Below are 23,765 nucleotides of genomic sequence, written 5' to 3' on the forward strand. Positions count from 1 at the left end.
AATTCAAAGATCAAGTAGAAATCTCATAAACACACCATTTTTTTGTTCAATTTTCATTTCATAAAATGTGGGTGCTTTAATCTCTACCTTGAAATTGTGTTTTAGAAAATCAAGTGGTTCGCCATAAGCTTTGGCATTAATTTTATAGTCTTCATCTTCTTTAATCTCAAGTTCTATTCTTTTAATTGCAAAACCTTCAGTGATTAAAACAAAGGTAACTTCTTCTAACCAACTAAATAAAAGATAGTTTAGGTCTTTTCCATGTGCAGTGATCTCTTTTTGTTCAATCTCATTTACTTTATCTTGATCTAATGTGATGTTGATTACAGCATTTGCAGAAACTAAAAATGCTTCTTTGAGATCTTTTGCAGTTACTTCGATAAAGGCATCTGTTGCATGTTCTAAAAATTTGTAACTCAATCATATTTTTGGAATCTTGCTAATTATTAATTTAAATGGTCATTAAATTACATTCTAATGACTTATTTCATAATGATTTGACCGAATTTATGTGATCTTCTAATATTGAGTTTTAGAATTACATCTAACATAAGGAAGATGACTTCAAGGAATTTGCAATTAATTGAAATTAAATCTACCTTATGTTAAACATGTGAAAATATTATTCTAATATATATTGTTGTGAAAATTATCGAAATAATTAAACTTGAATTTTTAGTTTTAATTTTATTTACTTGTAAATACTGTCTGATTAATTATATCATTTTTAGAAGAAAGATTTGAAAAACTGCCTAGTTTTGCATAGTTGTTACAGAAATATCTAAATTCATACTATTAACAACACAATTACCTTGGAATTGCCACGCGGAATGAAAGATTTTGAGTATCAAGAAAATGCAAATATTGAACACATTAGAAATCATTTTAAAAAATTATCTGATCTTTATGGGTTTTCATTTATGGATCCCTCTCCAATAGAATTGTTATCTGTTCTAGAAACAAAGTCAGGACCTGCAATCAGAGATGAAATCTATTATTTTAAAGACAAAGGAGATAGAGAAGTAGCATTACGTTTTGACTTTACTGTAGGCTTGACAAGATACGCTTCTATGCAAAAATCAATGAGATTGCCTGCAAAAATATCTGCATTTGGTGGGGTGTTTCGATATGATGAACCTCAAAAGGGACGATATCGCTATTTTCATCAATGGGATATAGAAATTTATGGAAAACCTGGATTGGAGTCTGATGCTGAAATTATTGAATTAACATCTAGGTTATTTGATTCATTATTGCTCAAAAATATTACAATTGATATCAATCATAGAAATTTAGTTGAATCATTTATCAATCAAACATTTGATTCAAAAGATACTGTTTTAGTATCTGATATGCTCAGAGCAATCGATAAAATACAAAAGAAATCAAAGCAAGACATTCTAAATGAATTCAAGGACAGATACGATGAAAGTAAATTAGAAAAGATTCTAGAATTTTCACAAATCAAAGGAAATATTTTGGAAATAGAATCAAAAATTGATACAACAAATTTAGAATCATGGGATGAATTAAAACAATTATTCTCTTCTTTAGAAAACAGAGGGGTAGCAAATATACGCATAAATTTTGGAATAGTTAGAGGACTGGATTATTATTCCGGAATGGTCTTTGAGGTATTTGACAAAAATTCAAAATTGGGTGCATTAGCTGGTGGAGGTCGCTATGATTCATTGACAAAAGCATTTGGAAGAGATGACATTGGAGCTGCAGGTGTTGCAGGAGGTGTAGAACGCATAATACTTACAATGCAAGAACAAGGAATCGTTGCAGAAACAAAACAAAAACGTATTTCAGTTTTGTACATTAATGAAGATATGCAAAAGGTAGCAATTAGTATTGCATCATTACTAAGATTAAACAATATTTCTACTGATATTGATTTATCTGGGAAAAATTTGAAAAAGCAAATTGAACAAGCATCTGAATCAAAATATTGTATTATAGTAGCTCCTAAAGAACTTGAGCAAAGTAAAGTTGTTTTACGAAACATGCAAGATGGAAAAGAATCTCAAATTGAAATTGAAAAACTTACAGATGACCCAAAATCAATTCTTAATTTAGAAATGCTCTAGTTAACATCATAATTTCAGGACCGCTAGTCAAGGATCCAACAACTACTGTATGATTATTCACAACAATTCCTGACATAACATATGGAATACCATTATTAATGGTGGTTTGTTCTATTTTTACGCCCATTATATTTCCAAATGTCTTCATGTCTTCTTCATCAGCTTCTGGGTGAATTGCAGCACCCGAATTATTTGCAACCATTACTGCTCCTGTTTGATTAAACCCTGCGATTCTTTTTTGCAAAACTTCTACTCCTAATACCTGTTCAATTGTCTTACAATCATCTTTTGATAACCATGGTGATACTATAGCTCCTTTATCATTTGCACAAATAACATTACCAAGTGCAGAGTATTTTGAATCCAATACACCAATTTCCATCTTTGTTTCTTTTTTTAGAAATTCATATTCATCCATATATGCAGTCTTTGGAAGTAGAATTCCGTTGTTATTCATTACGATTAATGCTCCTAAAAGACGAGTATTTGCAACAGAAGAATAAATAATTTCAGTCTTTAAATATTCTGCAAGTTTTTCAGCTTTGGTTTGAGCAAAACCCATAGGAAGCAAAAGAAAATCATCATTTGCGTTTATGTAAACGCCAATGTTTGGACCTCTATACACATCAAATTTGATAATATCCATTTTTTGTAATTATTCTTCAAACGATATGAACGTAAGGAAATTTTAAATGAAAACGAGCGCAGGTCTTTTATTATAGTTAAGTTTAGTCTCGACTAATTTTGTCTAGCTTTAAATAATATCTCAAAGAAAGTTGATCTATGCCAATAGCAGAAAATTTTCCAGAAGGATTGAAACCGATTGGAAAAATTAGTCACTCAGATGGCCAAAACTTTCATTGGGTTTGGGGTCCTGGTAAAACAAAAAATACTGACGGATCACAAGCTGAAGTATTTGCTGATGCCGATGTTGTAGCTGCTTATGCTGCTCGTGGAGAAAAACAAGTTCCATTAGGTATTAGTGGTACTATGGTTGCAGTCGATTGGGATTCTTGTGTTGCAGATGGTGCATGTATTGAAGCATGTCCTGTACAAGTTTTTCAGTGGTATAGGACCGAAAAAGACATTCCAAATACAGAAGCAATAAACGCAACTTTTGCTGGAACTGGAAGTTCAGTTAAAGAAGAACGAAAAGATCTGACAGATAAAGCCGATCCAATTCGAGAACATGATTGCATTTGGTGTATGGCATGCGTTTCTGTTTGCCCTCCTCAAGCTATCAAAGTTGATCAATCAAACTTGGAAGCTCATGAGAAAGCTGCAGGAACTTATGTGAAAATAGAAGCAGGTACTGCTAATCCACATGCACACGATTAGATTTTTTATTGAATTTTCTTTATTATAATTTCATATTTTTTATTAAAATGTTCATAAAATTAAGATCTATTGTAGTTTAGTCTCAACTAATTTTGTCTAGCTTTAAATAATATTCAGATCAATGTTTTGTATGGCAGATTTAGTAATACCGGAAGATTTTTGTCACGACCAAAAACCAGTCGGAAAAACTAGTCATGGAAATGGCGAGAACTTTCATTGGATTTGGGGCAAAGGAAATCCAGACGGTGCAGCATTTTCAAATGAAGATGTAAAAGCCGCGTATGAAGCTAGAGGAGAAGAACAAGTTCCTCTTGGTATTCACGGTACAACAGTTGCAGTCGATTGGGATTCTTGTGTTGCAGCTGGATCATGCATGAGTGTATGTCCAGTTCAAACATTTCAGTGGTATAGAACCGAACAAGATATTCCAGCTAAAGATGTAGTTGGTAAAGTCTTTGAAGGTACTGGAAAAACTGAACAAGATGAACGATTAGATTATACTGACAAATCACAACCAATTCGAGAACATGATTGTACAGTTTGTATGGCTTGTCAGGAAATATGTCCTACAGGTGCTATTAGAATTGAACAAGCAAACTTGGAATGGCATGAGAAAGCAGCTGGTACATTTGTTAAAATGACCGGTGGCGGAAACCCACACGCACACGATTAAAGAAATTAATTTCTTTTTTCTTATTTTTCTATGATTTTATTTTCAATACTCAACAAATTTTAATCACTGTTATTCATCACTTCTTGCAGAGGTCGCCTAGCTCGGTAGGGCGCGGGCCTTGAGAGCCTGTGTGCGCAAGCACCCGGGGGTTCAAATCCCTCTCTCTGCGTTTTTATTTTTCTAATTTTCCTAGTTCAGCTAACATAGCTGTTAACTGAATCTCAGGATTTGCCCCCACTAAAATTCTATAATCATATTTTGCAATCACTTCTAAAATATCTGAAATATTATCATGTTTTATTTTGAATACTGCAGAATTTAGATACTTTAGAAAATCTGATTCTGACATTCCATAAACTTTAGTTAATTCAATCATCTTCTCTCTTGCATCTACAATTTTTCCAGATAATGCCATTTTTAGAACAATATCTACATCACTAGTTTTTGTCAATCCAGCTGATGATTTTACATTTTCTTCTGAAATCTCACCTATGCTTGCAGTTGCTTGCATCAGATTAATTGCATGTCTAAGATCTCCTTCCGAATAATCGTAAATTGCTTTTAGTCCTTTTTTATCACTTTTTACTTTCTCTTTTTTAGCTATGTTTTCTAGATGGTTAATTACATCCTCTTCAGGAATAGATGTAAACTTGAAGGTGGCACATCTGCTTTGAATAGGATCAATGATTTTTGAGATATTGTTTGCAATTAGGATAAATCTACAATATTTTGCAGTATCTTCTATTATTCGTCTTAGTGCTGTTTGTGCATCAGATGTCATCTCATCTGCCTCATCAAGAATAATTATCTTAAATGGTACATCTACCATTCCTGCAAATCTTGAAAACTTTTTTACTTTTTCTCTAACCATACCTATACCTCGTTCATCTGAAGCATTTAGTTCAAGAGTATAGTCTTTAGCATATTCTCCAAGAATTTGTCTAGATATGCATAAGGCTGTTGTAGTCTTACCTACTCCAGCAGAACCTGAAAACATTAGATGCGGCATATCTGTAGGGTCTTTAATTAGAGCTTCTAGACTACCGATAATTTCTTTTTGATTTACTATTTCTGAAAGCTTTGAGGGGCGATACTTTTCCACCCACATGCCTGTTGATAACATGTGATCTTCTGGTCTAATTCCCACTAATAAATCGAAATTAATAGGATCAATTGATCTAACAAAATAGTGAATAGAATTGATCGATCCATTACATCAGGATCTTATGAATAGATAGTGATCTTACGATGGAAATAGATAAGATAGAAAAACTGCATTCTATTGGATATAGCCTAAAGGATGCTAAAGTCAGCATAAATCATGATATTAAATTCAATGTTGCAGGTGTTAAAATTAATGGCACTCAAGGTGAAGTCTTGAATCTGCCTTTATGGATAGGTAAAATTCTAGCCCAAAACAAACTTGCTTCACTTGAAAAACCTGATATGATTACTGAGCTTAAACAGGCATTATCAAAAGAAAAGATGGTTGGAGAATATCAAATGTCTACACTTGATCCTCACTTTTACATAAAATTAAAAGAATCCATGAAAGACTTGAATCGTGACGATTTTAATCATGTTGAAAGTATGATGTTAGAATTGTTTAGAATGAGACGAGGCAAACTTGTAAAAATCGCAGATTCGACAAAACTTAATTCTGAATTATATAATAAATTAACAATCGAAGAAAATATTTTCTTTAAAACAATTCACGATAATAGTATAGAATTTGAAAAACAAATCCGAGGAGACTTAAATGAGCAGAGTTCAAACTAGTACTTTTACTGATTCAGCATTATCTGATAAGGTCAAAGAATTTCTAACAAGATTCAAGGATAAATTTGGAAATTACAAGTATGTAGAACAAATTGACGAAATGATGCCAAAGAATGCAAAATTTATCATTGTAGATTATAATGATCTTGTAATAGAGCCTGAAATTGAACATATATTTTCAACTGATCCTGATAGAGTTCTAAATGCATTCTCAAGAGCAATCAAAGAAGCACTCCAAACAAGATTTCCTGATTATGCAGAAAAAATTAAAGATGAAGTTCGTGTAAGACTTGTAAATTATCCTCTTCAAAGGAGTTTAAGGCAAATTAATGCTGAAACTATTGGAAATATTTCTAGTGTTTCAGGTATGGTTGTTAGAGCTTCAGAAGTAAAACCACTTGCAAAAGAATTGGTCTTTGTATGTCCTGATGAACATCAAACTAAAGTTATTCAACTAAAAGGAATGGATGTAAAAATTCCAATAGTTTGTGATAACCCAAGTTGTAAACACAGAGATTTTGAATTAAAGCCAGAAGCTAGTAAATTCATAGATTTTCAAATTCTTAGATTACAAGAACTTCCAGAAGATCTTCCTCCCGGCCAATTACCTCATTATATTGACGTTACAATTAGGCAAGATCTTGTAGATAATGCAAGACCTGGTGATAGAATTATCCTTACTGGTATAGTGAGAGTAGAGCAAGAATCTATTGCAGGAATCACTCGAGGTCACAGTGGATTATATCGATTACGAATAGAGGGAAACAATATTGAATTTTTAGGAGGTAGAGGTTCTAAAACTTCGCGTAAAATTGAGAGAGAAGAAGTATCTCCTGAAGATGAAAAGATGATCAAAACACTTGCTCAAAGTCCTAATGTATATCAGAGATTGATTGATTCTTTTGCACCGCATATCCAAGGACAATCTCTAATCAAAGAAGCTATTTTGTTATTGATTGTAGGTTCAACTCAAAGATTACTTGGTGATGGAAGTAAGATTAGAGGTGACATCAACGTATTTCTTGTTGGTGATCCTGGTACTGCAAAAAGTGAGATGTTAAAATTTTGTGCAAGAATTGCTCCACGAGGACTATATACATCAGGTAGAGGTTCAACAGCAGCAGGTCTTACTGCTGCTGTAGTACGTGATAAAACAGGAATTATGATGTTAGAAGCAGGAGCTGTTGTACTTGGTGATCAAGGTCTTGTATGTATTGATGAATTTGATAAGATGAAACCAGAAGACAGAAGTGCATTACATGAAGTTATGGAACAGCAATCTGCAAGTATTGCAAAAGGTGGTATTGTTGCCACATTAAACGCAAGAACATCAATTTTAGCAGCTGCTAACCCAATGTATGGAAAATACGATCCTTTCAAAAATATAACAGAAAATGTAAATCTGCCAATTCCATTATTGACTAGATTTGACTTAATTTTTGTAGTACGTGATATTCCTGGAAGGGAAAAAGACGAAAAAATTGCAAGACACATAATTGAATTACATACACCTCAAGGAACTGACAAACGTTCAGTAATTGATGTTGATATTCTAACAAAATATCTTTCATATGCAAAACGTTCTAGTCCTGATTTAACAAAAGAAGCTGAAGAAAAAATTCTGGAATATTACCTACAAATGAGAAATGTAGAATCTGAAGAAATGATTACAGTAACACCTAGACAACTAGAGGGAATTATCAGACTTTCAACCGCAAGAGCAAGATTGCTTATGAAAGATAAAGTAGAGGAAGAGGATGCTGAGAGAGCCATATTTTTGATTCAAAGTATGCTTCAAGACGCAGGTGTTGATGTTAATACGGGTAAAGTTGATCTTGGAGTTTTGCAAGGAAGGCCAAGAAGTGAAGTATCTAAGATGCAGTTGTTTATGGATGTTTTAAAATCAATGGAAGGTGACAATAAAATTGCAGTTGAAGAACGAGCTTTTGTCAAAGAACTAGAAAAGACAGAAAAATTCACTGAAGAGGAAGCACGAAACTATATTCGAAGAATGCTCCGCGAAGCATCTATTTATGAATCAAAACCCGGTCATTATAACCGAGTATGAACATAGAAAAACTAGATCTTCTTAAACCTGCAATTGATTTTTTATTGTCTGAAGGATTTTCCAAATTATATCCACCACAAGCAGATTGTATTGATGCTGGACTTCTCAATGGAAAAAGTATATTGGTTTCTGCACCTACTGCGAGTGGTAAAACTCTAACCGCAATAATCTCTATGATTAACTATCTTTCAAAAAATACCGGTAAAGTTGTATATCTTAGTCCATTAAGAGCATTGGCTTCTGAAAAATTTACTGAATTTAAAAAACTAGAAAAAATTGATTTAGGAAAAAAAATTAGAGTGGGTATATCCACTGGTGATTTTGAAAATATTGAAAAAAATCTTGAAAAAAATAACATACTAGTTTTAACAAATGAAAAAATGGATTCTATAATTCGTCATGGTGCTGAATGGATTGATGAAATTGGATTAGTTATTGCAGATGAGATTCATCTTATTGGAGACGAAAGTAGAGGACCAACATTGGAGATGATCTTAACAAAACTAAAATTATTGGAATCTAAACCTCAAATTTTAGGTCTTAGTGCAACAATAACAAATTCTGATGAACTTGCAAATTGGCTCGATTGTAAGCTTGTAAAAAATGACTGGCGACCCGTCCCGCTATCTGAAGGAGTGTATGATGCAGGAGGAGTGATAATGAATAATGGTAAAAAATTTGAGGTTGAGCCTAGTATTCGTGGAATTCCTATTGATTTGGGTGTGCAATCTGTAAAAGACGGCGGTCAATCATTAGTTTTTGCAGAAACTAGAACACGTTCAAAAGCTCTTGCAACAAAAGCTGCTGATATTATATCGCAATTTTTAGAAAAAAACGAGTCTGAAGAATTAGAAAAAGTTTCAAAAAAAATACTCTCAAATAATGAACATACTGAATTAGTAAAAACACTTGCAACACTAATAAAAAAAGGAGTTGCATTTCATCATGCTGGATTAAATCAAAACTGTAGACAAACAATAGAAACTGAATTTCGTAAAGGTACTATCAAATTATTATCCTCTACTCCTACATTAGCTGCTGGTGTAAATCTTCCTGCAAGGAGAGTTGTTATTTCTAATATCAGTAGATATAATGCAAAAGTTGGTGCAAACAAACCAATTAGTATCCTAGAGTACAAACAACTTTGTGGTAGAGCTGGAAGACCACAATATGATGACTATGGTGAATCGATAATTGTTGGAAATGGAAATAGTGAAGATCTAATGGAATATTATGTTCGTGGAGAACCAGAACCAATTTTATCAAAAATCACTGATGATAAGTCATTAAGAACACATGTGTTAAGTGTAATTGTAACAAGTCCAGGAATTAAAAAAGAAAACATTTTAGAGTTTTTTTTGAAAACGTTGGGTGGATTACAATCTAGAAAAGCAACAATAAAATTTGCCATTGATATATCCTTAAGGTTTCTAACTAGTGCATTTTTAATCATTAAAAAAGGTGAGAGATATGCTGCTACCGAGTTTGGAAAAAAAACTTCGATGTTGTATATTGATCCATTAACTGCAACTTACTTTAGGGATGCAATTGAAAATGTATCTAAAGAAAGAAAACATACTTTTGGATTTTTACATTTAATTTCAAATTGTGAGGAATTTTTCCCTAAATTCTCACTAAGAAATAAAGACTTTGAAACTGCCAGTTTGATGATTGAAAATCATTCTTCAGAGATATTAGAGCCCTTGTCTGAATATGATTGCTCTAGAAGTTTACTTGCTTTACAGGCTTGGATTACAGAATCATCTGAATTATCTCTATCTGATAATCTGGGAATAGAATCTGGTGATATGCATAGGATGGTTGAGACTGCTGATTGGTTAACATATTGTTTACGAGAAATTTCAAAACATGTTGAGCGTGCTGATCTTCTTGATGAATTAGAGAATCTTAGACGACGAATAATTTATGGAATTAAGGAAGAATTGTTAGATTTAGTAAAAGTAAAAGGAATTGGACGTGTGAGAGCAAGAGTGCTATATAAACATGGAATTAAATCTCTTGATGATTTATCAAAGATTCCAGTGAACAAATTAGCAGAAATTGATAAAATTGGTTCAACCATTGCAGATAACATAAAGTCAGAGTTAAAGAAGGTTAGATAGTTGACTGAATTAATCATACCTGCAATCATCTCATGTGTTGTTGCATTTTTTACAGTATTTTTTACAACTCCATATTTGATTAAATTTTTACACAAAAGAAATCTTGCAGTCCAAGATGTGAACAAAAAGGATCATGTAATGATTGTACGGCCAGGAGGTCCATCTATAATTGCAGGAATTATAGTATCTGAATTTATTTTATATGGGTTTTTACAAATGAATGAAATTCTTGCAATAATAATTACTAGTTTTATAGCATTTCTAATTGGCTATGTGGATGATAGGAAAGTAATGGGAGGATGGTTTAAACCACTTGCTTTGATATTTGCTGCAGCCCCAATAATTTTCTTTGGTGCATATGATTCCAATCTGTCTTTTCCTTTATTTGGTACAGTCCAAATACCTGCTCTTTATCTTGGATTGATAATTTTCATGATTCCTATCACAGGTAATACCATTAATTCTATTGATGTACTAAACGGAGTAGCTAGCGGTTTTATGATAATTGCAAGTTTTTCCCTTAGTATTGCATTATTTATTTTACAAAACTATGAAATGGCTATAGTTAGTTTACCATTAGGATTTGTTGCTTTAGCATTTTACAAATATCATAAAATTCCAAGCAAAATATTTCCTGGAGATTCTGGTGCTTTAGCTTTGGGTGGAATGTATGGTGCAATTGCAATAATTGGCCATGTAGAAATTATTGCGGCAATCGCTCTTTTACCTGCAGTAATTAACTCATTTTTGTTCTTATCTAGCATGAAACGAATTGTAGAGCATAGACAAATCAAAGGAAAGCCTGTTGAGCATACTGAAGATTTCAAATTAAAGGCAACTAAAGATAAAACTGCTCCTATTACACTAGTGCGACTAATTCTAGCAGCAGGGCCATTATCTGAAAAACAAGTTGGCTATGCAATTTTCAAACTTGCTATTTTTTCAGGAATTCTTGCAATAATAACTGCATTTATGACGAGGTTAGTGATTTGAAAATAGGTCTTTTTAGTTTTATCTTTGTTATGTGGGTTTTGATAATTGTTGGTGGAGGAATTTTAGTGATGATTTTAGGTCCTTTTTCGATCTCTGGTTATGGTGATTTTGATTCATTATTGACATCTATATTCAAAGCCATCATCGCAATTCTTTTGATAATAGTTTGGATTCTGATTTTATCAAAATTAAAAAATTGGATATTTAAAAAAGAAATTAAATTTTAACTTTCCATCCATTGTCTCTGTTTTTTATCGTATTCTTTACGTGTATATCTTATTGTAGCAGGAACTCCAATGACCACAGAATCTTCTGGAACATTTCTTGTTACTACTGCACCCATAGCAACTACACTATTCTTACCGATAGTTACACCTGCTTTAATGACAGCTCGTGCTCCTATCACTGCGTTATCTTCAATAGTTACCCCTATCATTTTATCGCACATTGGATATGGATCATTAGTTAATACCGCTGCAGGTCCAATGAATACATTTTTTCCAATTCTTGATAATGGTGGAATGTATGCTTGTCCTTCTATCTTTGTATTTTCTCCAATCTTTACATTATAATCAATATGGACAAGCGAACCTATCTTCACATTATTTCCAATTTCTACATTATCTCCAATATATGAAAAATGCCAGATTTTGACATTATCTCCTATCTTTGCTTTTTCAGAAATAAAGTTTGTAACCAATTATCTCACAAATGCCATGGGTTTGCCATAGTAATAATTTTTTCAGGTAAATTTTTCTTATTGTTAGTAAGAAATTCAATCTCTTGCTCCTTATTTCTTAACTCATCAGGTAACATTATTGGAATCTCCTCAATTATGGGATAAAATCTTGAACATTTGGGGCAAAATAACGCTCCTTCTGAAACAACATTATTTTTTTCTTTAATTTCATATAGCTCTAAAGGATGATTTTTATCTATAGGGCAAGCTAAAATATCCATCATTGTCTTGTTCATTTTAAATCCAGATAGATTGGTATGCCTTTTTGGCTAGATAAAAGTGCAGCTTCTGCTATTTTTGTTACGTTTACTGCTTGTTGTGAACTTACGATTAGATTATTTTTTCCTTCAATAGCTCCCAAAAAACTTTGAATTTCAAGTAGCAGTGGTTCCTGTTTGTCACTTCGCGGTATTTCCGTTTCTTCTTTTTTCTCAATTTTTATTTCCTGGGAAATGAAATCCGATGTAATTATTGCATCAGTACATACTGCAGTAAATGTTCTAACTCTTTTTGGTGTAATCCAATTTGATGAAATAATTGCTACTTTATCATTTTTATATCCTAACATAATACTTGCAAAATCTTCATGTTCATGATTTATTCTACCTGATCTTGCAAAAACTACTTGTGGCATATCATCAAACAACCAATTTGCAGTATCTATGTCATGAACCGATGTATCATAAATAATTCCAACATCTTTGATATGTAAAGGCATTCTATTTTCTCTGTGAAATTCAAGCATTACGAGTTCTCCGTACTTTTTTTCTTTCACAAATTTTTTCACATTATCTACTGCTGGATTAAATCGTTCTATGTACCCACAAGTTAGTACTAAATTATTTTTTTTGGCCAACTCTGCAATTTTTTGACCATCTTCTGATTTGTATGTCATGGGTTTTTCTACAAACACATGTTTTTTTGCTTCAAGCAATTTTGTTGCAATTTCGGTATGTGTTGAAGTCGGAGTTACTACAAATGCTCCATCAAATTCTTCAAATTTAATCAAATCTTCCAATGAATTATAATGTTTAACTGAATATTTTTCACCATACTCTTTACTTCTTTCAGCATTAGTATCACAAACTGCTGAAAGAACACCTAGTTGTGATAGAATTCTTGTATGATTTTTCCCCCATCCCCCTGTACCAATCTGAACAATTTTCATCTAATACACCGCAGTTAACCAATCAGAGTAGTTTTGGTTTTTGTTCATTACTATATCTGTATACTCTTTCATCATTTTTTTAGTAATATGTCCTGGTTTACCGTCACCAATTTTCTTACCATTCATTGAAATTATAGGTGTGATCTCTGCTGCAGTCCCGGTAAGAAAAATTTCATCAGAAATTACTAATTCACTTCTAGATATTTCAGTTTCTGTCACATCAATATTTAGATTCTTTGCGATTTTTATTATTGCATCACGTGTGATTCCATTTAATGCTGATGATGATAATGGTGGTGTGATTAATTGTTCTTCTCTTACAATGAAAATATTTTCTCCCGGTGCTTCACTTACATTTCCATTATGATCCAATAGAATTGCTTCATCATATCCACTTCTTTTAGCTTCTTGTGTTGCTATTATTGAATTAAGATAGTTTCCTCCCATTTTGGCTTGTGGTGGATTTGACATGTCTGAGAATTTTCTCCATGATCCCACTCCTGCAGTAATTCCATTTTTGCTAAATAAATCTCCAAATGGGAAAGTAAAAATTGCAACATTAGTTGGTGCTTTTTCTGTAACGTGCAAATTTATTCCATAATCTCCTACAAAATAAAATGGTCTAATATAGCAGGATTTTTTTATTTTATTTTTTTCACAAATTCCAATTATTGCATTGCTAATGGCTTGATCTGAAAAATTAAGTGAAATATTATAAAATTGGCCTGATTTTCTAAATCGCTTTACATGTTCATCTAACCTAAAAATAAAAAGATTATTTTCATTCCAATATGCTCGAATTCCTTCAAAAACAGAAGTTCCATAATGAATTGCATGAGTTGTAATTGGAACTTTGGCTTTATCTAAAGTTGTAAATTTTCCATCAAACCAAACATATTTTGAAATAGGAAGACTCACAAAAAATCACCGATATATCAGTAATTAATCTATTTGGGAATATTCTTCTTGCTATTTTCTCTAAAATCTAAAATTCGTACATAATTTTGATAATTAAATTTGGCAAGTGTACTCATTTTTCATGAGTTCTTGAATAATTCTTGTTTTCATATGATTTTTAATTTGATAAATCTGATATTTTTTAGACAATAAATATTTGAAGCTAAAAATACTAAAAATATGAGATCTGATCTTACAAATCGGTTTTTTTCTTTTTCAAAATATTTTAAAATTGTATTCTCAACATCACCCATTTTGTGTAATTTTTTTAATTTCACCTGTAGAAATTCTAGTAATTTGCCAATTCTATTATGGCAGCAAAGAAAAAAGCAGCAGCTAAAAAAACAACTAAAAAGGCTTCAAAAAAGAAATAATCTTTTGAAGCTTGTTTTATTTTTTCCAATCTAAATTTTTATAAAATATTCGTATTTTGGATGATTTAATCTGACCATCCTTCTTTTGGAAATTTCATTCCCAAAACTCGAGTTGTTCTATCCTCAGAATCTGAAAATTTTTTAATTACTTCCCAATTTTCTTCAATTATTTGTTGGACACTTTGTGGAACATCATTTTTCCAATTTGTTGCTTTACCTAATGCTGAATTATAGATATTTTCTTTAACCGTTGTTGCTGATAATGTTCTTCTTTGTCCTATCTTTGGTTTTAATCTGTATAATTTGAGCATATACCCTTCTGTTTTGTCTCCTGTATACGAAAAAAAATCCCCTTGTACATTTTTTAGTATTTGCTTTCGTAACTCCCATGATTTTGGCGATAATAATGGTGGCATGTATTTTTTAAATGGTGCAAAAAAAGTGTAGTCTTCTGTTATTGTAATAGAATCTCCAAAAATGGATGTCAACATTTTTTTTCTAATTTCAAAATTAAATGGAAAGCTTTTACTGTTGATTTCCGTTTTATCTGATTTGAAAATAACAGGCATAATTTTAACAATGTCTGCTTTATTTTTTAATTCATTTATGATTTCAACATGTGCATTAGTGACAGGATTTAGATGTGCTAAGTACAGAGCAGTAATCAATTACATTAACTAGAAAAATGTCATATTTCAATGATTGACTTTCTTAAAAATGGGAACGATGGGATTTGAACCCATGATCTCCAGCACCCGAGGCTGGCAGTATACCAAGCTAACCTACATCCCCGAAGTTTAGAATTGCTAGGTGATTTTATTTCTTTAAAAAGTTGTTTAACCGTATGATTCGTACTTTACTTCAAAGCTTCCATCTGCACGTTTATCATGTTCTGTAACAAATCCTTTTGGTTTTAGGAAATCCATTACGCCGTCAATTGTTCCTTGCCAACCACAGACATAAAACATTGTATTTTCTTTTGTAATTTTATCTTCAATCAATTCTTCTAATGGTGAAATTCCATTATCTCTTGGTCTAAGAAATGTTTCAACCCTTCCAACTTGACCTGCCCATGATCTGTTAAACCATTCTTGTGGTCTACTTATAGCTGCTCTATATTTAAAATTCCATTGATCTTTTCCTTTTGCTATACTTTCATTTTCTAAATCTGTTAGCAATTCTTTGTAGCTTAGCTCATCAACATAACTTGCACCATGTAAAACAATTATTTCTCTTTTATCTCCAATAGCATGTAGGTGCTGAGCAAAACTTACAAATGGTGCTAGACCTGTTCCTCCTCCTATACAAATAATTCTTCTATTGTCTTTTTCTCCGTTTGGCAGTGTTTCATTTATCAAAAGTGCTCTACCTGTAGGCTTTAACCATAAAATTTCATCACCTTCTTTGGCATTGAATAACTGTGTGGTTAATCTACCTGGAAGTGGTTTTCTTACCCATCTAATTACAAGCTCTACATACTTTTTATTTTCAGGATGTGACGCAATTGAATATGCTCTTCTAACAATTTTTCCACCTTCTACAGGATTTGGTAAACCTAATGTGATAAACTGACCTGCCTGATAATCTGGAACAGGTCCATCTTTTGGTACTAATCTAATAATTACAAGGTCTTCCTTAAGTAACTGAACATAGGTGATGGTTGCTTTGTTATCTACTACCATAACGTTACATCCATCCTAATTATGGTTAAATATCTTGTGTTAATTTCACACTTATGTTTTTTTTGACCGCTAAACGTTAATAACCAATTTGAAAAACGTAATTCGATCAGTTTACTGATTATTGGGCCGATCGTCTAGTCTGGTAGGATGGGTGCATGGCATGCATCAGATCGAGGGTTCAAATCCCTTTCGGTCCACTTTCTTTTCTTATCCTTACAAGCAATCTCTTCAACTCTGAATCTTGTTGTTTAGACAATTCTTTAATTTCACTCTCTGATAATGAATATCCAAGATCAATAATTGCTTGTAATGCACTTTTTCTAACTTCCAAATTAGAGTCGGACAGAGAATCATAAATTGCTTTTTTAGCTTCCTTTGCATTAAGAAATCCTAATGCTCCTAGAGCACATGCTTTTACCATCGAACTTTGATCATCTAATAGATTGATAATTTCTGATATTGCATTAGCATCATTTCGATTAGCTATTACTAAAGCTGTGTATCCTCTAATGTTTTTATTTTGAGATTTCAAATTATTTACCAATAAATCTGAAATATTATTTTCATTTAATACTAGTGCACTAAAAGCTTCTCCTCTCACTTTAATATCGGCATCATCTAATTTTGAAATTATTTTTTGTATAATTTCTATATTATTTGTATCAGAAAGAAATTCAAGATTTTTAATTTTTTCTTCAACAGTTCCTGAATCTAAAATTTCTATGATATTTTTCATATTATTCATTAAAATCCCCAGATCTAGTTAATAATGGTTCAATATTTTTCATAAAATTTTATCTAGAATCAAAAATTCCCTTTTAGCTTTAAATTATCGTTAAATACCGAACTTCTTATGTCAAACGAATCCAGAAACACCATATTCATTGGTAAGAAACCATTGATGGCATATGTAACATCAACGCTAATTCAATTGGCAAACTTACCCTCCGTCTACATCAAAGCTAGAGGTCTAAGCATTGGTCGTGCTGTGGATGTAGCTCAAATCATTGCAAGAAAGACAGAAAATGCTGGATACTCTATTGGAGAAATAAAAATAGGCTCCGAATCATTAGAGTCACAAGACGGTAGAACCAGAAACGTTTCAACAATAGAAATTGAAGTAAAGAGAAACGGTTGATAACTGTACTTTACTTGAAATTTTTTATTTTATTCTCTTTTTGAAAATCTATATCTCTTTTCTAATTTTTGGAATTTTGGTAATTCTACAAGATCATTGAACTGATCAAAATTTACAACTTTTTGTTTAGATTTCCTTGTAGTTCCTGACTTTTTCAATTCTTTTAAAATGTTCATAGTTGCAAAAGTATTAGCAAATAATACTGAAAGTGGATATAAAATAATTTTAAATCCTAATTTATGTAATATTTCTGCTGACATTATAGGAGTTGTACCTCCCTCTATCATGTTTGCTACAAGAGGTGCTTTGATGGATTTTCCAATTATTTTCATTTCTTCTAATGATCTAGGTGCTTCAATAAACACTGCATCTGCCCCTGTTTTTTTATTTTGTAATCCACGTTCTATTGCTGCATCTAATCCTTCTGTAGCTCTTGCATCAGTCCTTGCAACAATTATGAAATCTTTACTTTGCCTTGCATCTATAGCTGCCCCCAATTTTTCGGTGTATTCTTCTTGTGATATCACTTCTTTTCCTTGCATATGTCCACATCTCTTTGGCCATCTTTGGTCTTCTAGAAAAATCCCTGATGCACCTGCTGATTCTAATTCCCTTACCAATTTCCAAACACTTAATGCATTACCATAACCCGTATCTGAATCAACTATTACTGGAACTGAAACGGCTCTACATATTCTTCTTGCATTATCTAATGTTTCAGTTGCTCCAATGAAACCATAGTCTGGCATTCCAAACAATGTAGCTGAAGTTCCATATCCTGTTTGAAACATAGCTTCAAACCCTACTTTTTCTGCAATTTTTGCTCCAATTGCATCATACACACCTGGAATTACAAGTGGCTTGTTTGTTTTTAGCATATTTTTCAAATTTTTCATGCTATACCTTTTAAATAGAATTATTTATGATTTTAAAAATATTAAAAATGATATAAACAATCCTATTCTATTTTGATTTCTTTTCCTTTTTTGATAATTTTTTTCTCATCTATTTTCTTTAATTCTGATTCTAAGAATTTTCTATATTTCTCAGTTTCCTCATTTGTCATATTGGCAAAATTAGAGCTAAGAATTGAACCAATTATGGACATCTTTTCTAACAAATCCGTTGCAACAAATCTTCCTACATTTCCTAGTCTAAAAAGAACATCTAATTGCTTTCTAACAATTTCATTTACTTTGTCAACGTCTTCTGCTGTCTCTATCCCTTTTTTTGTTAGTTGGTACTTTCCATCTTTAGTTTCTTCAATAAGTTCTTCATCAAGTAATCTTCCCAATAACGGATAGATCAAACCAGGTGAAGGTTTCCATATACCGTTACTTTGTTCTACAGCGTAATCTATGATCTCTTTTCCAGTATGTGCTTTCTTTTTTAGAAGTTCTAAAATAAAATATCTTGAAAATCCTCTAGGTATTGAACTCCCTACTCTTTGAAACCATTCTGAAATCATGATCAATAATATCACTAGTGATATATAATAATTTTTTGAAATCTACGCTCATTACTACATATTTAACCCGCCTTTTAGGTAGTCACTCTGTCAAAATGGTCGAATCTCTTGAATTTGATTTGATAATCTGCGGGTCAGGATTGGCTGGTCTAAGAGCAGCTATAGAAGCAGCAAGGAAAAATTCAAAAATCAAAATTGGAATTGTTTCAAAACTCCAAGTTATGCGTTCTCATTCTGTATCTGCAGAAGGTGGAACAGCAGCTGTACTTTTTGAAGATGAAGGTGATACTATTGAATCTCATATTTATGATACAGTGAAAGGAAGTGATTTTCTTGCTGATCAAGACGTTGCTGAGAGACTTTGTGTGGAGATGCCAAAAGAAATTTATCAATTAGATCATTGGGGAATGCCTTGGTCTAGACGAAAAGATGGAAGAATAGGACAAAGAAATTTTGGTGGTTATAGTTTTCCAAGAGCTACATATGCGTCTGATAAAGTTGGTTTCTTTGAAATGCAAACTTTGTATGATACATGTCAAAAATTTGAAAATATTGAATATCTCAATGAATGGTTTGCAACATCAATTATTCATGATGGAAAACGATTTATGGGAATTACTGCAATTGAACTTTCATCTGGTACATTTTATTCAATTAAAGGTAAAGCTCTAATCATTGCAACTGGTGGAGCTGGAAGACTGTACAGTTTCTCAACTTATGCACTATCTTCAACTCCAGATGGTTTGGATATGGCATTACGTGCAGGCATGGCACTCAAAGACATGGAATTTGTTCAATTTCATCCAACTGGAATTTTGCCTTCAGGAATATTGATTACTGAAGGTGCAAGGGGCGAGGGAGGATATTTGTTAAATAACAAAGGTGAAAGATTTATGAAAAAATATGCTGGTGAAAAAATGGAATTAGCTCCACGTGATATTGTTTCAAGAGCTATGATGACAGAAATGAGTGAAGGACGTGGATTCAAACATGAAACTGGCGTTAATTGCATGAAACTTGATTTACGACATCTTGGAGATGAAAAAATTAAAGAAAAATTAGGTGGTATCAGAGAAATTTCTATTAAATTTTCAGGATTAGATCCTTCAACTGACATACTTGATGTTAGACCTGTATGTCATTATATGATGGGTGGAATTCATACTGATATTGATGGTGCAACTGAACTTCAAGGTGTGTGGGCTGCAGGTGAGGCAGCATGTAACAGTGTTCATGGTTCAAATCGACTTGGAGCAAATTCTACTTCTGAGTGTATAGTTTGGGGTAAAATCACTGGCAGTTTAGCAGTTGATTATATTGAAAAAAATAACTTGACTACTTCCTGGCCTCATCATTTAGTTGCAGCCGAGGAAAAAAGAATCTATGATGGAATATTTCGAGGTAATGGTGATGCTAATCCATATGAGGTTAAACAAGAACTAACTGATATTATGAATGATAAAGCATATGTTTTCAGAAACGAAAAGAATCTTGTCGAAGGACTAAAAAAAATACGTCAACTAAAAGAACAAACTTGGAAGCATGTCGATGACAAAGCAAATGAATACAATACTAACTTTTCAAATGTGATGGAACTCGATTCAATGTTTCGTGTTGCAGAAATTGTTTTGCTTGGAGCTATTAATAGAAAAGAATCACGTGGTGCACATGCAAGAACTGATTATCCAAAACGTGATGATGCAAACTTTTTACATCATACTCTAGCCTATTATGATCCTAAAGAACCAATTATGAAAACACATCCGGTAACAATTACTAAATATCAACCAGTTGAGAGGAAATACTAGATGACTAATCAAGATGAACACAAAGAGGGCATTGGTGGAATGATCAATCCTCGAAGATATGGTATCGAAAGAGTAGCATATCTATTAATGAGATTAAGTGGGTTGGGATTATTGGCATATTTTATCGGTCACATCTATGAAACTAGTTCAATTTTAAAAGGTCAAGTTGGATGGAATGAATTTCTTGCTCTAACACAAACCAACGAAGGACATGCTATTTTAGCAATAGTTATCGCAATGTGTGTTTTCCACACTGTCAATGGAATTAGAGTGATGCTTGGACATGGAGGAGTTGGAGTAGGTAAACCTGCTAGACCTGATTATCCATACATTCCAGCCTCTCAAAACATTAGACACAAAATGGGAATTTATTCTGCAATAATTCTTGCTGCAATTGCGATGATGTATGGACTTGCGGTAATGTTTGGTGAATAAAATGAGAGAAAGTATTATTATGAAAATTCATTATGGAACTGCTCTAGCTGCCGTGGCATTAGTAGCAGTTCACATATTGATGCGTCTAACACAAGGATTTGCAGAATCTTTGGAATATGAAAGTGTAATTGCAAACTACAAATTCTTACCATATGCGGGTATGCTTGAAATCATCTTAATCCTACTATCTATTCACGGTTTTAATGGGTTAAGAGTAATTCTACTAGAATTGAAGCAAGGAAGAAAATATGAAAAGGCAGTTTCATATGGATGTGTTGTTGCTATGATTGCATTAATTGCATATGGTTCACGAACAATAATAATGGTTAATACGGGGATGATGTAGATGGCACAGGAATCTAGTTTGGCAGAAAAAAATACTATGAAAAAAATCACTTTACGTATTGCAAGGTTTAATCCTGCAAATGATGATGCCAAAAAATTTATGGAATTTAATATTTCATACGAAAAATGGACAACTGTATTAGAAGCAATTCTTGATGTTAAGCAACATTTTGATCATTCTATTGCAGTTAGATATTCTTGCAGACAAGCTACTTGTGGTTCATGTGGGATGATTATTAATGGAAAACCTAGATTGGCATGTTTTACAAAAATCAGCGAGCTGAATTCAAATGTTGTAACCGTTGAACCAATGAATAACTTTCCAATCATTCGTGATCTTGCAGTAAAGTTTGAACGACTATTTGATACTCATCATAAAGTAAAACCATACCTGATACGTGATGATACTGAAATTTCAAGTAGCACAAAAGAATTTCTTCAAACTCCTGAAGAGCTAGAACAATACATCCAATTCTCAAATTGTATTAAATGTGGATTATGCAATTCGGCATGTCCTACAATGGCAACAGACTCTTCATTTGTAGGTCCTCAGGCATTAGCCCAAGCATATCGATATGTCGCTGATAGTAGGGATAAAGGAAAAGACGAACGCCTAAAAATTATTGATAACTCTCATGGTATCTGGAGATGTCATTTTGCAGGCTCTTGTAGTCAAGTATGCCCAAAAGGAGTAGATCCAGCCATGGGCATCCAATTACTCCGCGGTTATATGTTGGGATTTAGAAGCTAAATCTTCTTTTTGGGATTAGGACTATTATTTACCTGATTGTTAATCTGTTCTGCCATAAAGTGATTTGAGACATTTACTTTAACATCATCAATTCCATCTACCTTCAAAAGATTATCATGTATATCTTGACAGATTTTAAATCCAAAAACTGCTGGACAAAATGGACTAGTTAGATGCAAATCTACTTTCACGTTATTACTATTGATATCGACTTCATCGATTAATTCTAAATCGGTAATTGATGTATTGATTTCAGGATCTACAATCTTTGATAGCTCATCAAAAATTTTCACTCTAAGTTGTTTGATATCTAGACTCATGGAGAAAAAAGCGTTGATGCTATATATAACCATTCTAGAATATTAGATAATGTATCGTTCTCGTCTTAGTACAGATTTGAGTGATCTTACTTTAGAATATGTTTCATCAATTAAAGATGATTACCAAATAGCACTTTATGATATTCTGGGAAGTCAAGCTCATACACTAATGTTATATGAAAAACAAATTATTACAAAAAATGATACAAAAAAAATTCTTTCAGCATTAGAATCTCTAAAAAATGAAAAATTTGATAATTTGACTGAAGCCGAAGATATTCATGAATTAATTGAAACACTAGTTATCAAAAAAGCAGGAATTACAAGTGGTGGAAAAATGCATACTGCACGTTCCCGAAATGATCAGGTTTCTTTAGATATTAGAATGAAAATTCGTGATGATATTAACATTATTTGTAATTGTTTACTTGATACTATTGAAGCACTTGTATCTCTAGCAAAAAATCACCAAAAAACAATAATGCCTCTTTACACACATCTACAACAAGCTCAAGCTGGTTTATTTTCACATTATCTAATAGCTCAGGCCGATGTATTGTTTAGGGACTTTGATCGACTTTATGTTGCATTTAACCATGTTAATCAAAGTCCATTAGGTGCAGGACCTGTTGGAGGAACTAGTATTGAAATAGATCGACATAGCACTGCCAAAATGTTAGGATTTGACAGTGTTTTAGAAAATTCTCTAGATGCTACTAGCACACGTGATTTTGTTGCTGAATATGTTTCAATGATAGCAATACTGATGACTAATCTGAGTAGAATTTCTGAAGATTTTGTTATTTGGTCAACGTCTGAATTTTCCTTTATAGAACTTGCAGATGAATTCACATCTCCATCAAGTGTAATGCCTCAAAAGAAAAATCCCGATATATTAGAATTAACAAGAGGAAAAACCGCAGAAGTAATTGGAAATCTTACTGCAATCCTAACTACTATCAAAGGACTGGCTTCTGGATATGGACGTGATCTGCAACAAATTAAATCATCCATTTGGTCAACATCTAAAATTTCTATAAACGCATTATTGATTTTAAAATCTATTCTTCTTACATTACATGTTAATGAAAAAGAAATGAAAAAGGCAGCTGAATCTAGTTATCTTGTTGCCCTTGATATTGCAGAAAAATTAGTTCGGAATGGAATTCCGTTTCGAACAACTCATAAAATTGCAGGAGGCTTGGTACAATTAGCACATCAATACAACAAATCTTTGAATAAGCTCACTGTAAAAGAAATTTCAAAAATTGCACATGATGCTAAAGTCACTCCTAATCTTATAATGAAAATCATTGAATCCACAACAATTACATCTTCTCTAAAGGAAAGAAAGTCCTTTGGCTCTTCGGGATACGATGAGCAAAAGAGAATGATTGAAGATCGTGTGAAGAAAATTAATAGTTATAGAATTAATGCAACAAAACGATATAATGATATTACTAAGGCATTCGATGATCTCTCTGGCAAAGTTACTGAATTGATAAAATAGGAG

At 32.5% G+C, this 23,765-nt stretch carries 27 protein-coding genes and 3 tRNA genes; 16 read left to right on the plus strand and 14 right to left on the minus strand.

The window, feature by feature from the left end; translation table 11 throughout:
• Nucleotides 1–3: 3 nt before the first annotated feature.
• Entirely contained in the window at nt 4–420 is a 417-nt protein-coding gene (locus MY1_RS00885; protein ID WP_007549581.1) for an archease, read from the minus strand.
• A 392-nt stretch (nt 421–812) separates the two neighbouring features.
• On the opposite strand from MY1_RS00885, the gene hisS reads away from it, so the two are divergent.
• Nucleotides 813–2,093 carry a histidine--tRNA ligase gene (gene hisS, locus MY1_RS00890; protein WP_048109321.1) on the plus strand — a complete coding sequence of 427 codons (1,281 nt, stop codon included), beginning with the start codon at nt 813–815 and terminating at the stop codon, nt 2,091–2,093.
• Here hisS and MY1_RS00895 read toward each other — a convergent pair.
• Nucleotides 2,074–2,739 (minus strand): translation initiation factor IF-6, encoded by a 666-nt coding sequence (locus MY1_RS00895; RefSeq protein WP_007549583.1) that lies wholly within the window; start codon nt 2,737–2,739, stop codon nt 2,074–2,076. The genes hisS and MY1_RS00895 overlap by 20 nt on opposite strands.
• 137 nt (nt 2,740–2,876) lie before the next feature.
• Here MY1_RS00895 and MY1_RS00900 point away from each other — a divergent pair, with 137 nt between their 5' ends.
• The 3 genes from MY1_RS00900 to MY1_RS00910 all read left to right on the plus strand — a co-directional run bounded on the left by MY1_RS00900 (nt 2,877) and on the right by MY1_RS00910 (nt 4,273).
• On the plus strand, nt 2,877–3,431 hold the full coding sequence (locus tag MY1_RS00900; RefSeq protein WP_007549584.1) for a 4Fe-4S dicluster domain-containing protein: 555 nt from the start codon (nt 2,877–2,879) through the stop codon (nt 3,429–3,431).
• Nucleotides 3,432–3,561: 130 nt separating this feature from the next.
• Nucleotides 3,562–4,104, plus strand: a complete 543-nt coding sequence (locus MY1_RS00905; RefSeq protein ID WP_007549585.1) for a 4Fe-4S dicluster domain-containing protein — start codon at nt 3,562–3,564, stop codon at nt 4,102–4,104.
• A gap of 85 nt (nt 4,105–4,189) precedes the next feature.
• Nucleotides 4,190–4,273, plus strand: a tRNA-Ser gene (locus MY1_RS00910).
• 3 nt (nt 4,274–4,276) lie between these two features.
• On the opposite strand, the gene MY1_RS00915 is transcribed toward MY1_RS00910, so the two are convergent.
• Nucleotides 4,277–5,227 carry a replication factor C small subunit gene (locus MY1_RS00915; protein ID WP_007549586.1) on the minus strand — a complete coding sequence of 317 codons (951 nt, stop codon included), beginning with the start codon at nt 5,225–5,227 and terminating at the stop codon, nt 4,277–4,279.
• A gap of 125 nt (nt 5,228–5,352) precedes the next feature.
• Here MY1_RS00915 and gins23 point away from each other — a divergent pair, with 125 nt between their 5' ends.
• Genes gins23 through MY1_RS00940 form a run of 5 tightly spaced genes read left to right on the plus strand, consistent with a single transcriptional unit; the run spans nt 5,353 to nt 11,294 of the window.
• Complete coding sequence (gins23, locus tag MY1_RS00920; protein ID WP_007549589.1) at nt 5,353–5,883, plus strand: DNA replication protein Gins23; 531 nt, start codon at nt 5,353–5,355, stop codon at nt 5,881–5,883.
• Nucleotides 5,864–7,951, plus strand: a complete 2,088-nt coding sequence (locus tag MY1_RS00925; protein ID WP_048109323.1) for a minichromosome maintenance protein MCM — start codon at nt 5,864–5,866, stop codon at nt 7,949–7,951. The genes gins23 and MY1_RS00925 overlap by 20 nt, the downstream gene beginning before the upstream one ends.
• Nucleotides 7,948–10,074, plus strand: a complete 2,127-nt coding sequence (locus MY1_RS00930; protein WP_048109326.1) for a DEAD/DEAH box helicase — start codon at nt 7,948–7,950, stop codon at nt 10,072–10,074. Before MY1_RS00925 ends, MY1_RS00930 begins: the two co-directional genes overlap by 4 nt.
• Nucleotides 10,075–11,067 (plus strand): MraY family glycosyltransferase, encoded by a 993-nt coding sequence (locus tag MY1_RS00935; protein WP_007549594.1) that lies wholly within the window; start codon nt 10,075–10,077, stop codon nt 11,065–11,067. It begins immediately after the preceding gene.
• Nucleotides 11,064–11,294 carry a hypothetical protein gene (locus MY1_RS00940; protein ID WP_048109328.1) on the plus strand — a complete coding sequence of 77 codons (231 nt, stop codon included), beginning with the start codon at nt 11,064–11,066 and terminating at the stop codon, nt 11,292–11,294. The genes MY1_RS00935 and MY1_RS00940 overlap by 4 nt, the downstream gene beginning before the upstream one ends.
• Here the strand turns inward: MY1_RS00940 and MY1_RS00945 are convergent.
• The 7 genes from MY1_RS00945 to MY1_RS00975 all read right to left on the minus strand — a co-directional run bounded on the left by MY1_RS00945 (nt 11,291) and on the right by MY1_RS00975 (nt 15,987).
• Entirely contained in the window at nt 11,291–11,767 is a 477-nt protein-coding gene (locus MY1_RS00945; protein WP_007549596.1) for an acyltransferase, read from the minus strand. The genes MY1_RS00940 and MY1_RS00945 overlap by 4 nt on opposite strands.
• Nucleotides 11,768–11,772: 5 nt before the next feature.
• Nucleotides 11,773–12,042 carry a Trm112 family protein gene (locus MY1_RS00950; protein ID WP_048109330.1) on the minus strand — a complete coding sequence of 90 codons (270 nt, stop codon included), beginning with the start codon at nt 12,040–12,042 and terminating at the stop codon, nt 11,773–11,775.
• Nucleotides 12,039–12,974 carry a Gfo/Idh/MocA family protein gene (locus MY1_RS00955; protein ID WP_007549598.1) on the minus strand — a complete coding sequence of 312 codons (936 nt, stop codon included), beginning with the start codon at nt 12,972–12,974 and terminating at the stop codon, nt 12,039–12,041. Before MY1_RS00955 ends, MY1_RS00950 begins: the two co-directional genes overlap by 4 nt.
• Complete coding sequence (locus tag MY1_RS00960; protein WP_007549599.1) at nt 12,975–13,892, minus strand: branched-chain amino acid transaminase; 918 nt, start codon at nt 13,890–13,892, stop codon at nt 12,975–12,977. It abuts the gene before it with no gap.
• A 478-nt stretch (nt 13,893–14,370) separates the two neighbouring features.
• Nucleotides 14,371–14,973: a nucleotidyl transferase family protein gene (locus MY1_RS00965; RefSeq protein ID WP_007549602.1), complete on the minus strand. Its 603-nt coding sequence runs from the start codon at nt 14,971–14,973 to the stop codon at nt 14,371–14,373.
• A 50-nt stretch (nt 14,974–15,023) separates the two neighbouring features.
• Nucleotides 15,024–15,097, minus strand: a tRNA-Pro gene (locus tag MY1_RS00970).
• Between the two features lie 44 nt (nt 15,098–15,141).
• A complete protein-coding gene (locus MY1_RS00975) occupies nt 15,142–15,987 on the minus strand; it encodes an FAD-binding oxidoreductase (protein ID WP_007549603.1) in 846 nt (281 codons plus the stop codon).
• 123 nt (nt 15,988–16,110) lie between these two features.
• Here MY1_RS00975 and MY1_RS00980 point away from each other — a divergent pair.
• Nucleotides 16,111–16,184 (plus strand) — tRNA-Ala (locus MY1_RS00980).
• Here MY1_RS00980 and MY1_RS09450 read toward each other — a convergent pair.
• Nucleotides 16,166–16,723, minus strand: a complete 558-nt coding sequence (locus MY1_RS09450) for a HEAT repeat domain-containing protein (protein ID WP_081470627.1) — start codon at nt 16,721–16,723, stop codon at nt 16,166–16,168. The two genes, MY1_RS00980 and MY1_RS09450, sit on opposite strands and share 19 nt — an antisense overlap.
• A 117-nt stretch (nt 16,724–16,840) precedes the next feature.
• Here MY1_RS09450 and MY1_RS00985 point away from each other — a divergent pair, with 117 nt between their 5' ends.
• The gene (locus MY1_RS00985; protein ID WP_048109332.1) at nt 16,841–17,125 is read left to right on the plus strand and encodes an AlbA family DNA/RNA-binding protein; all 285 of its coding nucleotides are present in this window, start codon (nt 16,841–16,843) and stop codon (nt 17,123–17,125) included.
• Nucleotides 17,126–17,154: 29 nt separating this feature from the next.
• Here the strand turns inward: MY1_RS00985 and MY1_RS00990 are convergent, their stop codons facing one another.
• Complete coding sequence (locus tag MY1_RS00990) at nt 17,155–18,003, minus strand: isocitrate lyase/PEP mutase family protein (protein WP_007549606.1); 849 nt, start codon at nt 18,001–18,003, stop codon at nt 17,155–17,157.
• An 80-nt stretch (nt 18,004–18,083) separates the two neighbouring features.
• Entirely contained in the window at nt 18,084–18,593 is a 510-nt protein-coding gene (locus MY1_RS00995) for a PadR family transcriptional regulator (RefSeq protein WP_007549607.1), read from the minus strand.
• Nucleotides 18,594–18,688: 95 nt separating this feature from the next.
• Here MY1_RS00995 and MY1_RS01000 point away from each other — a divergent pair, with 95 nt between their 5' ends.
• From MY1_RS01000 to MY1_RS01015, 4 genes are read left to right on the plus strand one after another with little or no spacing between them, the layout of a single operon-like run.
• Nucleotides 18,689–20,401 (plus strand): succinate dehydrogenase/fumarate reductase flavoprotein subunit, encoded by a 1,713-nt coding sequence (locus MY1_RS01000; RefSeq protein ID WP_007549608.1) that lies wholly within the window; start codon nt 18,689–18,691, stop codon nt 20,399–20,401.
• The gene (locus MY1_RS01005) at nt 20,402–20,836 is read left to right on the plus strand and encodes a succinate dehydrogenase/fumarate reductase transmembrane subunit (protein ID WP_007549609.1); all 435 of its coding nucleotides are present in this window, start codon (nt 20,402–20,404) and stop codon (nt 20,834–20,836) included. It abuts the gene before it with no gap.
• 1 nt (nt 20,837) lies between these two features.
• The gene (locus MY1_RS01010; RefSeq protein WP_048109335.1) at nt 20,838–21,182 is read left to right on the plus strand and encodes a succinate dehydrogenase/fumarate reductase transmembrane subunit; all 345 of its coding nucleotides are present in this window, start codon (nt 20,838–20,840) and stop codon (nt 21,180–21,182) included.
• Nucleotides 21,183–21,932: a succinate dehydrogenase/fumarate reductase iron-sulfur subunit gene (locus MY1_RS01015; RefSeq protein WP_007549612.1), complete on the plus strand. Its 750-nt coding sequence runs from the start codon at nt 21,183–21,185 to the stop codon at nt 21,930–21,932.
• Here MY1_RS01015 and MY1_RS01020 read toward each other — a convergent pair.
• A complete protein-coding gene (locus MY1_RS01020) occupies nt 21,929–22,252 on the minus strand; it encodes a metal-sulfur cluster assembly factor (protein WP_007549614.1) in 324 nt (107 codons plus the stop codon). The two genes, MY1_RS01015 and MY1_RS01020, sit on opposite strands and share 4 nt — an antisense overlap.
• 49 nt (nt 22,253–22,301) lie before the next feature.
• Here MY1_RS01020 and argH point away from each other — a divergent pair, with 49 nt between their 5' ends.
• Entirely contained in the window at nt 22,302–23,762 is a 1,461-nt protein-coding gene (gene argH / locus MY1_RS01025) for an argininosuccinate lyase (RefSeq protein ID WP_007549616.1), read from the plus strand.
• Nucleotides 23,763–23,765: the final 3 nt, after the last annotated feature.

The organism is Nitrosarchaeum koreense MY1, assembly GCF_000220175.1.
GTDB lineage: Archaea > Thermoproteota > Nitrososphaeria > Nitrososphaerales > Nitrosopumilaceae > Nitrosarchaeum > Nitrosarchaeum koreense.

Bases quoted from the DNA above. Each gene is read 5' to 3' on its own strand.
- MY1_RS00895 (WP_007549583.1), bottom strand. From the start codon at position 2,739: ATGGATATTATCAAATTTGATGTGTATAGAGGTCCAAACATTGGCGTT.
- MY1_RS00900 (WP_007549584.1), top strand. From the start codon at position 2,877: ATGCCAATAGCAGAAAATTTTCCAGAAGGATTGAAACCGATTGGAAAA.
- MY1_RS00905 (WP_007549585.1), top strand. From the start codon at position 3,562: ATGGCAGATTTAGTAATACCGGAAGATTTTTGTCACGACCAAAAACCA.
- MY1_RS00915 (WP_007549586.1), bottom strand. From the start codon at position 5,227: ATGTTATCAACAGGCATGTGGGTGGAAAAGTATCGCCCCTCAAAGCTT.
- gins23 (WP_007549589.1), top strand. From the start codon at position 5,353: ATGGAAATAGATAAGATAGAAAAACTGCATTCTATTGGATATAGCCTA.
- MY1_RS00925 (WP_048109323.1), top strand. From the start codon at position 5,864: ATGAGCAGAGTTCAAACTAGTACTTTTACTGATTCAGCATTATCTGAT.
- MY1_RS00930 (WP_048109326.1), top strand. From the start codon at position 7,948: ATGAACATAGAAAAACTAGATCTTCTTAAACCTGCAATTGATTTTTTA.
- MY1_RS00950 (WP_048109330.1), bottom strand. From the start codon at position 12,042: ATGAACAAGACAATGATGGATATTTTAGCTTGCCCTATAGATAAAAAT.
- MY1_RS00955 (WP_007549598.1), bottom strand. From the start codon at position 12,974: ATGAAAATTGTTCAGATTGGTACAGGGGGATGGGGGAAAAATCATACA.
- MY1_RS00975 (WP_007549603.1), bottom strand. From the start codon at position 15,987: ATGGTAGTAGATAACAAAGCAACCATCACCTATGTTCAGTTACTTAAG.
- MY1_RS09450 (WP_081470627.1), bottom strand. From the start codon at position 16,723: ATGAAAAATATCATAGAAATTTTAGATTCAGGAACTGTTGAAGAAAAA.
- MY1_RS00985 (WP_048109332.1), top strand. From the start codon at position 16,841: ATGTCAAACGAATCCAGAAACACCATATTCATTGGTAAGAAACCATTG.
- MY1_RS00990 (WP_007549606.1), bottom strand. From the start codon at position 18,003: ATGCTAAAAACAAACAAGCCACTTGTAATTCCAGGTGTGTATGATGCA.
- MY1_RS00995 (WP_007549607.1), bottom strand. From the start codon at position 18,593: ATGATTTCAGAATGGTTTCAAAGAGTAGGGAGTTCAATACCTAGAGGA.
- MY1_RS01000 (WP_007549608.1), top strand. From the start codon at position 18,689: ATGGTCGAATCTCTTGAATTTGATTTGATAATCTGCGGGTCAGGATTG.
- MY1_RS01005 (WP_007549609.1), top strand. From the start codon at position 20,402: ATGACTAATCAAGATGAACACAAAGAGGGCATTGGTGGAATGATCAAT.
- MY1_RS01010 (WP_048109335.1), top strand. From the start codon at position 20,838: ATGAGAGAAAGTATTATTATGAAAATTCATTATGGAACTGCTCTAGCT.
- MY1_RS01015 (WP_007549612.1), top strand. From the start codon at position 21,183: ATGGCACAGGAATCTAGTTTGGCAGAAAAAAATACTATGAAAAAAATC.
- MY1_RS01020 (WP_007549614.1), bottom strand. From the start codon at position 22,252: ATGAGTCTAGATATCAAACAACTTAGAGTGAAAATTTTTGATGAGCTA.
- argH (WP_007549616.1), top strand. From the start codon at position 22,302: ATGTATCGTTCTCGTCTTAGTACAGATTTGAGTGATCTTACTTTAGAA.